The following is a 16,152-nucleotide window of genomic DNA, read 5'->3' on the forward strand; positions in this document are numbered from 1 at the left end:
ATGACCGATTCCGTTCAGCTCCAGAACAAGCTTCTGGAGTGCGATCTTCGTCAGCTATTGCAGCAGGCCGACCCGGATCGCGGTGTACATTACGGAATGCAGGGCGATGCCTATCAGTCTTACGCCCAGCTTGCAGAGTCAGCGGAGCAGATCGCGCTCGGTCTGCTGGCCGAAGGCGTCACAGAAGGCGATCAGGTCGTCGTGATGATCGGTCCTCCCCAGCGATTTCTGGAATCGTTTTGGGGCTGCGTTCTGGCGGGGGCACAACCGGTTCCGCTGCAGCCAGGCGCCACAGACGAGGCCGCGCTCAAGGTCCTGCATGTCGCGCAGGTGCTGGTCGCCCCCTGGTTGATATCTGAAACCGGACTGGCCGGGCCGTTTGACAAGGTTGCGCGGTATCATGGACTTGATGAGGTCCTGTTGTCTCTGCGGGCGAAACAGATGAGCTATCAGGCCCTTGTAGACAGCCCGGCGGACGCCATCCTTCGCATCAAGCTCAACGCCGTCGGTCTGGATGCCGACAGCACCGCCTTCATCCAGTTCTCGTCCGGTTCAACCGGAGAACCAAAAGGGGTCGTGTTGACTCATCGCCGTGTGGTGGCGCATCTGGCGGATCTCGGCGCCAGTTGCGAAGCAACGCGGGACGATGTTTTTCTGAGCTGGTTTCCCCTCACCCATGATATGGGCATGGTGCTGATGCACCTTCTGCCACTCGCTTTGGGTGCAAACCAGGTCCAGATCGAAACCAAGTCCTTTGTGCAGCGGCCCCGACGCTGGTTGACGCGCGCATCGGAATTGAAGGCGACGGTGCTCTGCACCAACAATTTCGGTCTCAAGCACTTTCTGAAGCTAACCGGTGGCAAAGCACCGTTGACAGATGATCTTTCGCAGGTGCGGCTGATGTTTAACGCCGCCGAACCAATCTCGGCAGAGCTTTGGGAAACGTTCATGGATTTGATCGCCGGCACACATCTGCCGCGCGCAGCGATGTATCCCGGTTACGGCCTTGCCGAAGCCACTCTGGCTGTGACCGTCCCAGTGCCCGGTGATGGCCTTCGGACGTTCAGCGCGAGCCGGGCGGCGCTTGGTCCCGGCGACACCCTGCTGCCACCCAGCAGTCCGCAGGACGCCGTACAACTTGTCGATGTTGGCCGCGCGGTCGAAAACACCTCCCTGCGTATCGCGGGCTGGGATGACGGGGATCTCGGCGAGAACCGTGTAGGTGAAATCCAGCTGCAAAGCCGCAGTGCGGCGCAGAGTTATCTCAACGCGCCGCGTGCCTCTCTGTACACTGCAGATGGATGGCTGAAGACGGGTGATCTCGGCGTGTTGCGGGATGGAAGGCTTTTCATCACCGGTCGGATCAAGGAAATGATCACCCTGGGCGGCGAAAATTTCTACCCGCATGATATCGAGCGCGTCGCTGAAACCGTGCCCGGTGTCGAACTCGGAAAGGTCGTAGCAACCTCGGTCTTCGATCTCGCATCGCAGGCCGAACAATTGCTGATCTTCCTCTACAGCCGCAGGATCGACGCGGAACTGGCCGGTCTGACCCGCGCCGTGCAGCAGGCGCTGGCCGCTTTGGGTGGATGGAAGGTCGATCGGGTGATCCCGATAGGTGCCGTGCCCAAAACCTCCAGCGGCAAGATCCGACGTGGCCATCTGGGGCAGCAATATCTAGCAGGTGCCTACGATGACTCGGTTGCGTCTTTGGAGCAGTTGCAGCGGGCGGCGGCACGCCGCCTCTCCGGGGGCCGGCGGACACGCACCCGGCAGGTGCTGCGCGTGCTTCAGGCAAGCGCCGCCGAGGTACTGGGCCGGTCGGATCTCGATATCCGAAAGCCATTGGTAGATCAGGGCTTCAACTCCGCCCGTGCGATGGCGCTGGTTGTGGATGCAGGGCAAACGCTGGGTCGCGACATCCCGGTTGCCTTTCTCTATGACTATCCGACGCTGTTATCGCTGGCCGAGGCCATAAGTCTGGCTACCCCGGAACAAACCTCGACCCGAGCTGTAGCGGTTCAGCCCAAGATCACGATAGCTGGTCTGGGCTGCAGGTTTCCCGGCGGAATAGCGACACCTGAGGCGTTCAGGACTTTCCTGTCCGAAGGCCGTTCCGCCATTGGTCCTCTGCCCGACACCCGCGCGCCCAGGGGCCTGCCGCGCCACAAGCGCCCCGTCGCCGCATTTCTCGACGAGATCGACGGCTTCGATCCTGAGCTATTCGGCATCTCCTGGGCCGAGGCGAAAGCAATGGACCCTCAGCAGCGCCTCCTGCTTGAGGTCTGCTGGGAAGCGCTGGAACGCGCAGGTCTGAGCGGCGCAAAGCGGCGGGCCCACGAAATCGGTGTCTTTGTCGGGATCGGGCCAGGCGAGTATGGGTTAGGTCACGAGACGACACCAAACCAGCATTCCTACACCGGCACCGCGCCTGCGATCGCAGCAGGCCGGATTGCTTATGCGCTGGGTCTGAGGGGACCGGCGATGGTTGTCGATACCGCCTGCTCTTCGGCGCTGGTTGCGGTTCATCTCGCGGTCCAGAGCCTCATTGCCGGGGAATGCGATACTGCGATTGCCGCTGGGGTAAACCTAATCCTGGGTCCCGATGGCCATGCCAAGCTCGAAGCGGTTTCGGCGCTGTCCCCGACCGGCCAGTGCCGCGCATTCGATGACGAAGCGGATGGCTATGTCCGGGGCGAAGGTTGCGGAGCGGTGGTGCTGCGCCTTGCGGATCAACTGTGCGATGGCGAGCCATCGGTGGCGATGATCACCGGCACCGCGCTCAATCAGGACGGCCGCAGCGGAGGTCTCACGGTGCCCAGCGGCCCGGCCCAGGGCGCACTGATCAATCACGCGCTCGCCCGCGCCGGTCTGGCCCCGGCAGATATCGCCTATATCGAAACGCACGGCACCGGGACACCTCTGGGCGACCCGATCGAAGCAAACGCGCTGACCCGTGTCTTTGGCCCTTCCCGGAGTGCTGGCAAACCGTTGCTCATCGGCTCGGCGAAGACAAATCTCGGCCATCTGGAGGCGGCGGCGGGAATGGTGGGGCTGATCAAGGCGGCGCTTTGCGTCCAGTCCGGCACATTGCCAGCAAGCCTGAATCACCGGGTTCCCAACCACCGGATCGATTGGACAAACAAGACATTGGAGGTGGTGACAAAACCCCGCTCATGGCCGGAGACTGCTGCGCCGCGGCGCGCCGGTGTTTCGGCCTTCGGCCTGTCGGGCACCAACGCGCATGTGATCGTCGAACAGGCGGAGCGGCAAGCCATCACCGACGCAGAACCGGAAGAGGTAGGTCCCCTGCCCGTCCTGACCTTTTCCGCCGCCGACCCGCAGGCACTTCGGACCCGGGCCGGGCAACTGACCGACTATCTTGAGACGCATCCCGATCTCGATCTGACCCAATTCTGTTCGGCACTGGCGCATAATCAGGCTGATCTGACACACCTGGCCGCTGGTGCAGTGTCGGACATAGCCGAGGCAGAGACGGCGCTGAGGGCCCTGGCCGAAGATCGCCCCGGCCCGATCAAGACCGGGCGCAAGCGCGGAGATGCATTGCACCAGATCGCCTTTGTGTTCACCGGCCAGGGCAGTCAATGGGCCGGGATGGGCGTTGATTTGCTGGAGCGCTCGGCCCTCTTCGCCAGCGAGATTGAGCGGATCGACGCACTACTTCTACCGCTGACCGGATGGACCGTGCGCGATACGTTGACGAGCCCCGACGCCGCCAACCTTTTGCGCCGGACCGACCGCGCCCAGGCCGCGATTTTTGCGGTGCAGGCTGCCCTTGTCCGAATGCTCGAAGAACTGGGCCTGACGCCTGATGCCGTCATAGGTCACAGTGTCGGCGAGATTGCCGCTCACTATGCGTCGGGAGTGCTGTCGCTGGAGGAGTCCGTGCGGCTGGTCGCCCATCGCGGAAAGCTGATGCAGGCAGCGACAGGCCGTGGCCGGATGCTGGCTGTGCCCTTGGGAGAAGAGGCCATCGCCCCGCATCTCGCCGCCGTCGAGGGGCTGGACCTCGCCGCCGTCAACAGCCCGGATCAAGTGGTGCTGTCAGGCGATCAGCCCTGCATCGATACAATGACCGCCCGCCTCAAGAACCGGAACATACCCGGCACCGATCTGGGTGTGGACTACGCGTTCCACGGGCGGCACGTGCAGTCCGAAGCCAAAGCACTTGCAGAACAGTTGGGAACACTCTCTCCACTGCCCCCTCTCGCCTCGCTCTATTCCACCGTGACCGGCACCTTGCATCGATCCGAAGACGTGAATGCTGCATACTGGGCGCAGAACATCGGCGGCACCGTTCGGTTTGCGGAGGCGATGCAGGCCCTTCTCGCTGATGGATGCACTGATATCGTGGAAATCGGACCGCATCCCGCGTTGTCATCCGCGATCACGGCCTGCATTGACGCAGCGGGCGGCGGGGCATCTTCCTTTGCCAGTGTTCCGACCTTGCGGCGCAATATGTCAGGTGCGCGCGCGGTGGCCGATACGCTTGCCTCACTGACCTGCCGTGGCCTCGCACCGAACTGGACACGGCTTTCTGACGAACCCACCGTCCTGACCGATCTGCCGACATATCCCTGGCAGCACAAGCGGTTCTGGCTTGACGGGTATGATCCGTGGGCCGCTCTGACGGATGGATCCGCGATGGATCAGGGCGCGCTCTACACAACCGCTATCCGTCCTCTGACGATGCCGCTGGCTGAGAAGAAGCTGCCACCTCTGACACTCACCCATGGTGAAGGTGACGAACAGGCCGCCGTGCTGGCCTGTGCGCTTGCAGAACTTGTGGCGACCGAACGCAATTGCCGCATCGTTGCCTTGACAGGTCCGGCTGATGGCGCGCTGGAGGGTGACGGCTGGTTCGTTCACCTGACCGGGACCGTCTCGCCAGACCGCACATCGCAGGCATTGGCAGATCTCGCCACTGCGATCCAGGCGAGTCTGCCGCACCCTGGCTCACGGCTCTGGTGTGTGACGTTTGACCCTATGCCGGACAAAGCAAGCCCGGACGCGCTTGAAGCGTTTTCCCGGGTGGCAGCCCGCGAGCATCCCGAACTCAACATCGTGCGCGCGCGTCTGGCGGGGCAAGCGGATCTGGCCGGGCTGGCCGCTTTGCTGCGCAGTGACATGAGCGATTTCGACGCCGATGAACTGCGGCTTGAAGGGCCCGGGTTCTTCACCGAAAGGATTGCCCCGGTCGAAGAGGCGAAACCGGCACGCACATGGATGCTGCGGGGTGACGCGAGCTATCTGATCTCCGGTGGTACGGGCGGCGTCGGGCTGGCCCTTGCCGAACAGATGCTGGATGCGGGCGCGGGGCAGGTGGTGCTGACCGGGCGCGCGGCACCGGGTGAAGCCGTCCGCACCGCGATGCAGCGCCTGAACGCAGAGCAGCGACGATTGGAGGCCGTGGCGGTCGATGCCAGTGATCGCGCCGGGATGAGTGATTTGATCCGACAGCTCAGGGATGGTGCACTTCCCTTACGCGGCGTGGTCCACGCCGCAGCTGTGCTGCGCGATGGGACAATCCACAGCATGACCTCCGATCTGATCGCCGAGGTCGCAGCTCCCAAAGTCGCTGGGGGATGGGTTCTACATGATCTGACCCGCGACATCCCGCTCGACTACTTCATCTGCCTGTCTTCGATCGCCACGCTGATCGGCTCGCCGGGGCAAGGTGCTTATGCCGCGGCGAATGGCGGCCTCGATGCGCTGGCCCGCTTCAGAGCGGCGCAGGAACTGCCGTCGCTGAGCCTGCAGCTTGGTCCGGTCGCAGATCTGGGAATGATGGCAGAAGGCGAGGCGACGCGGCGCGATCCTGCCGCGCTCGGCCTCGGCACCTTGCAGCCGGACCTGCTGCTTGGTGGCGTGGAGCAGGCGTGGGAAACCGGTCTTCCGGTCGTTGCACTGGCCGAGTTTGATCCCGCAAAGTGGACGGAATATCTGCCAGATCCCGGCAACCGGGCAAGACTGTCCGAACTCGTTGCCACCCAGACTGCGACAGGCGACGTGCGGCCTGCCCCGCCGCAGCAAGCCTCTGCGGGGACAGGCCGGACACAGTTGAAACGCATCGCCGCCCTGCCAGCAGTTGAACGGCCACAAGCGCTGATGGCTGAGATCGCCGCCATCATCGAAGCAGTGGATCAGACACCGGCAGATCTGCTCGACCCCGACGCCAGCGTGCAGGATCTGGGGATCAGTTCGCTGACCCTTGTGGAATTGCGCAAGGCAATCGAGGCGCGCTTTGCCTGTCCCGTTCCGGTCACCAGCTTCTTCGAGTTCCCCACGATCCGCAGCTTCGCCGGACATCTTGTCGAGATGCTGAACTTTGGGGACGAAGCAGCCGAAAACCAGCCAGAAGCGTCCAAACCGACCATGAAGGCGGGCGAAACGCACCTCACCGCGCGCGACGCGCTGCGCAGCAAACTGGAGAAGTATCGATGAGCGCCCCACCCACGCCATCATATGACGACCGCGACCTTGAAGAGGCCATCAAGGTGATCACGCTTCTCGAGGAACGGCTCGAAGAGGCGCAATCGCGTGGGGATGAACCTATCGCAATCATCGGTATGGGGTGCCGGTTCCCCGGCGGTGCAAACAATCCCGATGCTTTCTGGGACATTCTCAATCAGGGCTTTGATACGTCCTGCAACATACCACCGGATCGTTGGAACATCGCGGGTCCGCATGAAGCGTTTTTTGCAACCATACGCGGCCATTTTTTGGACGCCCGCCCGGACGGGTTCGACGCGAGCCTCTTTGGTCTGGCACCTGCGGAACTTGCCGCGATGGACCCGCAACAGAGGCTGTTGCTGGAGGTTGCATGGGAGGCTTTCGAGGATGCCGGTCTGTCGATTGACGCCCTAGCCGGGTCCAGAACCGCCGTTTTTGTGGGCATCGAGAAATCGGACTATGAGCGCGCCAGCCTGTTTTCCGACGATCTGAACCAGATCACACCGCATACGGCAACGGGCGTCGCCCAGTCGAACGCGGCGGGGCGGATCGCCTACAACTTTGATCTGCGGGGACCGGTCGGGGTTGTGGACGCGGCTTGTGCCTCGTCACTGCTGGCTCTTGATCAGGCGTGTCAGAAGCTGTCTCAGGGCTCCGCCGATCTGGCGCTTGCCGGCGGCGTCAGCCTCATGCTTGGCCCCGAGACATTTGCCGCGCTTTCCAAGCTCGGCGCGCTGGCGCCGGATGGGCGCTGCAAGACCTTCGATGCCGAAGCCAACGGTTATGGCCGAGGCGAGGGATGCGGCGTTCTGGTGCTCAAGCGGCTTTCGGATGCGCAACGGGATAGTGACCGCATACAGGCCGTTATCCATGGCGTTGCCGTTGGGCATGGTGGCCGGGGTAACGGGCTGACCGCCCCGAATGTCAGATCGCAGGCGGATGTGATACGGGCTGCACTCGCGAGCGCGAAAAAGACCCCGTGCGAGGTTGACTATCTGGAGGCGCACGGGACGGGCACTCAACTGGGTGACCCTATTGAAATTGCCGCGATCACCGAAGTATTCGGCCCGGCTCGGCCTGCGGATCGGCCTCTCTTGGTCGGATCGGCCAAATCGAATATCGGCCATCTGGAAGCTGCCGCCGGAATGGCGGGCCTTGTCAAACTGGCCCTTGCCTATCGCCATGGGGAGTTGCCGCCAAACTGCAATATCAATACCCCAAACACACTGATCGACTGGGAGACCGCACCGGTTGAACTCGTGACCCGGTCTCGGGACTGGAAACCCTGCAGCAACGAGAGCGGGGCAAGCGCGCCCAGACTGGCGGGCATCAGTTCCTTCGGTTTTAGCGGCACGGTGGCCCATGCCATCATCGGCCCACCCCCGAAGGCGGCAGCTCAGCCGAAACCGTCGACCGAAAGACCGGTGCAAATTCTCGCCCTGTCGGGCCAACGGACCGAAGCGCTTGCCGCGGTGGCCGGGCGCTTTTCAGAAGCGTTGGGCCTGCCCGGCAGCGACCTGCCAACTGTCTGCGCGAATGCCAACGTAACGCGCAAGCATCACGCCCTGAGGGCGGCGCTGATCAGCGATACCTCGCAGGACATGAAAACCTTACTGAAAGATCCTCTGACACCGCAGGCCGGACGTGTGATCTTGGGGCGCGCAAACCCCAACGAACCGGCACGCGCCGCCTTCGTCTTCTCCGGGCAGGGCGGTCTGCGAAGCGGCGTCGGGCGCGATCTCTATGGCACGGTCCCGGCCTTCACGGACATGATCGACGCCTGCGGCAAGACGCTTGACCCTCTGCTTGGGCGGCACCTGCATGAGTTGCTTTTTGACGAGAATACCGAGCAGACCGCTTTCGACGATCCGCAAGTCGCGCAGCCCGCTCTCTTTGCGTTGCAGGTGGCCCTGGTGGCGATGTGGCGCAACTGGGGCGTGGTGCCGTCAGTGGTTTTCGGCCACAGCTTCGGGCATTTCGCCGCCGCTCATACCGCCGGGGTGCTGTCGCTCGGCGCCGCGCTGGACCTTGTGATCGCGCGAGGGCAATTGGCGCAAAGCAATGCAGTGGAAGGACGCATGGCGGCCTGTTTCACCTCCGCCGCCGAGGTCGAAGCGACCGCGCGCGCGACAGGCGTCGAAGCAATCATTGCTGCCTACAACGCGCCCGAAAATTCCACCGTCTCCGCCACGCCCGACGCGATGGAACAGCTGACATCCGCGTTGATCGCGCGGGGCGTCACGGTCAAGCCTCTGCCCATCCGCCGGGCCTTTCACAGCCATCACATGCAACCGATGGCCGAAAGGTTCGAAAAGCGTGTCGCGGCAGCGCAGCTTCAAGCACCCAAGATCCCGCTGATCCTTGACCTGACCGGCCGATTAGTCACTGGCGATGAATTGACCGACCCGTCAGTCTGGACGCTGCAACTGCTGGAACCGGTTCAATGCATGAAAGCGCTTGAGACGTTGCGCGCGCGCGGATGCACGGCGGCGCTGGAGATCGGCGCATCCGCGGTCATGTCCAGCCTGGGAGAGGAGAACGCGGACCCCGATGACAAGATGGCGTGGCTGCCCAGCCTGCGCCGCTCGACCAGCGGATGGCAACAGGCGCTTGCGACTCTTGGCGAGTTGCATGTGCGCGGCGTGCCGGTCGATTGGCGGCGCTTCCATTCCGAGGATGCGGCGCCGAGGATCAAGCTACCCACCTACCCGTTTCAGCGTAAGGCTTACCGCCTGCCGATGAAGCTGCCGGATCAGATGCGCCCGGATGAGCCGTCAGATCGACAATGGACTCCGGTGCGGGACTGGCTATTGAAGGGCGCCCCCCCGGCAAAGCAAGTCGCCGACGATCTCGCGGCGGCGGGACGCTTCGGGCGGCGGCATCTGGCCGCTTTCGCCCATGCGATCGGCCTGTTCGATCTGGCGCAGCTCGGCAGGACAGAGACCGAGTTGCTCGCGATGCTCGACATTCTGCCCGCCCATGAGCGCCTGATGCGGTGGTATGTTGATCTGCTGCTCGAAGATGGCTGGCTCGGCGCGACGGGTGACATGCTCCGCTCAACGCAACGGGCGCACAACACGGATTTCGCCGCATGGGCGGCCGAAACCCGAGCGGAAGAGAAGCGGCTGCAAGAACATCACCCCGATATGAGTGCCGCTTTCGAACTGCTGCGCCGGTGTTTCGAGGCGCTGCCCGACATTCTGAGCGGTGCGCGCGACCCGATGGAAGTGCTGATGCCGGGCGGTTCCGCCGAATTGCTTGGGGGGATTTACGGTCAGGGGCGGTTATCCCAATCCTTCAACTCGGTCATGGCGATGGCGGTTCCGGCTGCCGCTGAGGGCATTTCTGCACCTCGAATTTTGGAAATCGGCGGCGGCACAGGCGGTGTCACTCAAGGCATTCTCGACAGTTTCGCCCGGGAAAAGCGGGATGTTTCTTATACCTTCACGGACATAAGCGACGGCTTTGTCCGGCCCGCACGGGCACGTTGGGCCAACACATACCCAGCAATGGAATTTGCGACACTCGATGCCACGCTGGCGCCCTCAGCCCAGGGGTTCGAGGCCGCAAGCCAGGATGCGGTTGTAGCGTCAAACGTGTTGCACGCCACCCGGGACATGCAGGAAACGCTGCGCAACGCGGCAGAGCTCTTACGGCCCGGTGGAAAGCTCATCATCAACGAAGTCACACGGCTGCATGACGTGGTCGGCATGATCTTCGGCCTGACACCGGGCTGGTGGCAATACGAAGATGATGCGCTGCGCATCTCGCATTCGCCGGTATTGAGCGTATCGGGTTGGCGAAAGGCACTGGACGCCGCGGGCTTTACCGTCGAAGAGGTCCTTACCCTATCCGGAGACGATCCGGATCGCGCCCTTCAATCCGTGATCGTCGCGCGCCTTGTCTCAATGCCCGCACGCCTCGCCACAACGGCCCCCGCCGTGGCGGTCTCATCCGCACCAATCGCTGCCCCGGAACCCGCTTCGGACCATATTCCGGCCATGTGTGATCTGGTGAAAGAGATCAGCGGTATCGAACTGGCCCAACATGACCTCGATAGCGACCTCTTCGCGCTGGGTCTCGATTCCCTGCTGCTCATGCAATTGCGCAACGCGATCCAGAAACGGTTTGGCGCGAACCTGAAGATGAGCAGTTTCCACGATGAGATGTCCTCCGTCAGACGGATCGCGGATTATCTTTCTGAGCTGGCGCCACCGCCCGAACCACCTGCAGCGCCGAGCCCCGCTCCGACATCAGCACCAGCCGTCACGCAATCCCCGCCCATACCTCAAGCTCATGAGAAACATACAGCGCCTGCGCAGGTGAAGTCCGCGCTGGAGGAGATCGTACAGCAGCAGTTGAAACTGATGTCGGATCAGATCGCCCTTTTGTCGGGACAGCAGAGCGGATTGCCAGCACCGCAGCCAGACGCCACCGCGACGCCGGTACCGGAAACGCCGACAGTACCACCGCCCAAACCTGCAACTCTCCCCGCCGCGCACCAGCAGGCACCGACTGCTGATCTGACAAAACGGCAACAGGAATTCCTGCAAGACCTGATCAGGCGCTATAACGCGCATACCGCCGCGTCCAAGGCTTATGCGTCCAAGGCCCGTCCGCAGCTCGCCGACTGGATCGCGACCATCGGATTCAGCCCCGAACTCAAGGAGTTAATCTATCCGATTGTTACGGCGAAATCAGAAGGCAGCCGCCTCTGGGATATCGACGGCAATGCCTATATCGATCTGGCCTGCGGGTTTGGCGTTGGGTTGCTGGGACATCAGCCCGCCTTCATCACCGACGCCATCCGGGCACAGCTTGACGAGGGCATGGAACTCGCGACGCAAAGCGATCTGGCGGCTGAAACCGCGTCGCTGCTTTGCGAGTTGACGGGGTGCGAGCGCGTCGCCTTCAGCAATACCGGCACCGAAGCCGTGATGACTGCCTTTCGGCTGGCGCGCGCGGTCACAGGCAAGCCCAAGATTGCCATTTTCAAAGGGTCCTTCCACGGTTCCTACGATGGTGCGATGGCCTTTGGCAGCCCGCTTGGCACCATGTCTGCCTCGCTCGGCGTTCTCCAGAACCAGATTGAAGACGTGATCGTGCTCGACTACGGCACGGATGCCGCACTTGATGCAATCGCTGCCGAGGCTGACCAGCTGGCCGGCGTGCTGGTCGAACCGGTGCAGAGTAGAAACCCCGATCTGCAACCGCGAGACTTCCTGCACAGATTGCGACAGATCACCGAAGACCGAGATATCGCGCTTGTTTTTGATGAGCTGATCACCGGTTTCAGATGTCATCCCGGCGGCGCACAGGCGCATTTCGGGGTCACCGCCGATATCGTGACCTACGGCAAGGTCCTGGGTGGCGGGCTGCCGATCAGTGCCATCGCGGGCAAGGCGCGTTTCATCGATCCGATGGACGGCGGCGCCTGGCGCTATGGCGACAGCAGCGGGCCGACGGCGACGCAGATCTTCTTTGGCGGGACGTTCTGCCGTCATCCCTTGGCGATGGCGAGCGCACATGCCACGCTCACCCATCTGAAGGAGCAGGGCCCCGCGCTACAGGAGCGCCTGAGCGCCCGGACCCGGGCAATGACGGACCGTTTGAACGCGATGTTCGCCCGTCTTGGCATACCTTTCCGTATTGCCGGCTTCGCATCGCAATTCCAGGTGCGCCAGGTGACCCCGCAGGGAGAACTTTACCAGACGCTCCCGCTCTCGCTCTTCTTCTTCTCACTGATGTTGCGCGGCATTTATTCGTGGGAGCGCCGAACCTGCTTCCTGTCCACCGCCCATTCGGATGCCGATATCAGTACCATCGAAGACGCTATGGAGGCGGCCGCCAAGGACCTTCTGCTTGGGGGCTTTTTCGGCGGTGACGACGGCGGTGGAAAGACCATTGAACTGGAGAGCCCGCAGCCGACCCACCTGCCCCTGACTGCCACGCAACGCGAAATGCGGCTGATGGCGCTCAAGCAACGGGGCGGCGATCGGGCCGAAATGCTTGTGGGGGAAGTGGCCGGACCGATCGACTCGGACAGGCTGCAGATCGCGTGCAATCGCCTCGTCGAACGGCACGACGTATTGCGCGCGCAAACGATAGACGGTGATGCGCTGATACTCGGCAGCCAAGGTCCCTGCCTGAGTGCAAACGCGCTGTCTGATCTTGATCACGACTTGCAGGATGGCGACGGAACCGCCTGGATCGCGGAACTCGCCGGAACGCGGATCGATCCTCAACGGGACCCGCTGCTGGCGTTCGACCTGCTCGATCTCGAAAACGGTCGCGCGCTCGTAGCCTTGCGGGCTCATCCGCTCATCTGTGACGGTTGGTCCATGGGGGTCATGATCACGGAACTGGCCGCGCTCTATTCGGGCGGCGCGGATCACACGCTAGAACCATCGACCTCTTTCGGTGATTTTGCAGATTGGGCCGCAAGCGCCAAACCAGACGAAGAGCGTGCAGCGCAGGGATACTGGCGGGAACGTCTGTCTCAAGGCATCGAACCGATTGTTCTGCCGATCGACCGGCTGGCGCTTCGGCAAGGCGACAAGGCGGGGCGGCGTCTGCACCGGGTCATCGGCGGCAAGGCGGCAAAGGACGTGCTGGACCTCAGTGTCTCCCGAAACACCACGCCTTTCGTCGTTCTCCTTTCCGCCTATTCCGTTTTGCTGACACGGCTTTCCGGAGCATCGCGGCTCGCAATTGCGATCCCCGTCCCCGGTCAGGCCTCGATGGAAGCATCTCGGCTGGTTGGCCAATGCGCGGCCACTTTCCCTCTGGTGATGTCGGTCGATACCCAGGCAACGGGCAACGCCCTGCTCGGCCAGGTGAAGCATGGCATCATGGCGATGCTGGATCACCAATGCGTCCGTCCACAGGATGCGATACAGGATGACACTTCCCCGCCGCCGCTTTCGGTCGGGTTCAATCTGGATCGCGACCCGGGGCAAATCCGGTTTGAGGGTCAGCCCGTCTCGATCCGGCCAGTGCCAATCGGTGACCCCAAATACGCGCTCAATCTCAATGTCATCACGACGGATGGGCAGTTCCTTCTGGATTTCGACTATGACGCCACGCGGTTGGATACTGGGACGGTGGCCGCCTGGGCCGACGCCTATTCATCCCTGCTAAGCGATCTGTGCGACAACCCGGAACGCCGCATAGATGACATTGGGCGGCGACCTGTGACCGAAACAGGGCCACTGCCGGATCTGCCCGCTGCCATGTCGGCGGCGCTCTCCAATGCGCCGGACAGGGTTCTTGCGACCGATGCAGACGGCCAACCCGTGACCGCAGGGTCAATTGCAACTCAGAACAGCGATGTCATTGCCGCGCTGGCGGACCGCCTGGGGATGCCGGTGCCCAAAGATACGCCGTCACGCGTTGAGGCCATCACCGCCTGGCAGAATGCCTGCGGGCTGGAGATCGGTGCAACGCTCACGCTGACCGCCGGATTGCCGGTGGTGGAGGCCTTGGCGGCGGCGGTTCTGGGAAAGCTGCACCTGCGCATCTCTGAGATGCCCGCGACTGGTCAGGCGATACTTCTCCCGCAAGATGCCGTGCGCGCCTGGATTCGCGAATGGGGGCGGCGCAAACCGGTCCGTTTGATCATCGAGTGCCGGAGTTCGCCTCTAGAGAGCTACCTGCCATCGCTCCAAGCCTCTCTCGCCGAAGGCAGCAGCGTCCAACTGATCCTTCGGCCTCATACTGACAGGCAAGCTGCTGGTTATGCTGCGGCCTCCGTTGTGAGCGACATGAGACTGGTGCGCTTTGCGCCGCTGGACGGGCTGGCACTTTCGGTGCTGAACGACGATGGACAGCCCACGCTCGTGGGTTGCCGAGGTTCCTTGCACGCGGATGACGCGGCACTCGGCGTCACCGCGTCTTTGACCGCGAGTGGAGAGGTTGTGGCCTTAGCGGAGCCGCTCGAGAGCGCGGATGCTCGTGCGCTGCTGCTCTCCAATCCCGAGGTCGCCCAGGCCGAAGGCCCGTTGGACCGCCTAGTGGTCACAACGATTCCCGAGGCAATTGTTACGGCTCAGGAACTGGCTGCTGATCTTGCCCGCATGCTGCCGGGACCTTCGCTGCCGCGAAACATATCTCTTCACCGAGACGGTGCGCGCCACGATAGTTGGCAGGAGAAGTCGTATGAAGGTCCAACCGCCGGAGCATATCTTGAGACTATTCTCGATGTCTTTCGAGATCATCTTGACCAGCCGAACCTATCAGCGCAGGACAGCTTCTTCGACTTCGGCGGAACAAGCCTGACCGCGCTGCGCGTCGCTGCCCAGATCGAACGCCGCACCGGCCAGCAACTGGACGCCGCGTCCCTGTTCCGTGCACCTACGCCCGCAGGGATAGCCGAAAACCTGGGTGCAGAGTCCTACCCAATTCCAGCAACCGGCCTCCTGCGCGCACCCGCCTCTCCGGCCCAAAAACGTATGTGGACGCTGTCGCAGGTCGAGGGGCAGGAGGCGTTCTATGTCCTCTCCGGAGCATTCGTCTTTGACGGGTTGCTTGATCGGGATGCCTTGCAGGCTGCCCTGAACGCTCTTTTTGAACGCCATGGCATTTTGCGCACAGGCTACGATCTGAGCGACGGCGCCCTTTGGCAAATTATCCGCCCGTCAAAGGCCGTGGAACTGTCCGAACACATGGCCGAAGACGGAGAAGCCGCGCTGGCCCGGCATGTTCAGGAGCTGACCGCTGCTCCGTTTGACCTGAGCGCAGGTCGGGTCTTTCGCACCGCATTGCTGTGCATCGACGCTTCGGCGAAATCGCACCATGCGCTGGTTTATGCCGTGCATCACATCGCCTTTGACGGCTGGTCCGAGGCAGCGCTGATCGCCGACCTGACCGAGCTGTATCAAGCCGCGCTTGGACACCGCGCCGCCGATCTGCCCGAACTGAAGCTGCAACATATCGACGCCTGCCTCTGGCAGGACGCGCGCCTGCACGGGCCGGACGGCAGGGCGGCGCTGGATCGCTGGGCCGCGCGTCTGAAAGACCTGCCGCAGCCGACCGCCCTGCCCCACGACCGCCCGCGCTCAAACCTGCAGAGCTTTGCCGCCGCCCGCTGCGATCTCCGCCTTTCGCGGTCCACGACAGCGGGTCTGCGCGATCTGGCGCGGCAGGCGGGAACAACACCCTATCTTGCTGCGCTCGCCGGGCTGAAAGCACTGATCCACCGCTATACAGGGTCGAACGATATCACCTTCGGCACGGCACTCACACGCAGGGGGCATCCGGACCTGCTGGGGCAGATCGGGAACTTCGTGAACACCCTGCCTCTCAGGGATCGCCTGAGCGGTTCGGACAGTTTCCGCACTCTGCTCTGGCGCGTGGCTGACACCGCCGCTGACGCATTTGCGGACGGAGATACGCCCCTTGACGCAATCCTCAACCGGATCGGCCAGCCGCGCGACGTGGCACGCGCCCCACTGTTCGATATCCTGGTCAGCGCCGCCGATATCGAGCGGCCTGAGCTTGTCCTCGGGGGCGTGGCGGGCAGAGCGGTCGATGACCTGATCCCACCTGCGTCGGGTTTCGATCTCTATGTCGAGATCAGTACGGACAAAGAGTGCGCGCTTTTGCGTGTCACTTATAATTCCGACCTGTTCGACGAAGACCGTATTGCCCGAATGGGGCGGCATCTGGAAACCCTGCTTG

2 protein-coding genes (1 of these 2 only partly in view) are annotated in these 16,152 nt (G+C 62.9%); both read left to right on the forward strand.

Annotation, left to right across the window (positions count from 1 at the left end; genetic code table 11):
* Positions 1-6,465, forward strand: coding sequence for an SDR family NAD(P)-dependent oxidoreductase (locus tag Q5Y75_RS16625; RefSeq protein WP_306199484.1), 6,465 nt, complete (start codon positions 1-3; stop codon positions 6,463-6,465).
* Positions 6,462-16,152: the beginning of a non-ribosomal peptide synthetase/type I polyketide synthase gene (locus Q5Y75_RS16630; RefSeq protein ID WP_306199486.1), read on the forward strand. 12,959 nt of this gene lie beyond the right edge of the window; the window shows 9,691 of its 22,650 coding nt (coding positions 1-9,691); the start codon lies at positions 6,462-6,464; its stop codon lies beyond the right edge, outside the window. The genes Q5Y75_RS16625 and Q5Y75_RS16630 overlap by 4 nt, the downstream gene beginning before the upstream one ends.

The organism is Ruegeria discodermiae (genome assembly GCF_030758345.1).
Taxonomy (GTDB): Bacteria; Pseudomonadota; Alphaproteobacteria; order Rhodobacterales; family Rhodobacteraceae; genus Ruegeria_C.

Bases quoted from the DNA above. Each gene is read 5' to 3' on its own strand.
- Q5Y75_RS16625 (WP_306199484.1), top strand. From the start codon at position 1: ATGACCGATTCCGTTCAGCTCCAGAACAAGCTTCTGGAGTGCGATCTT.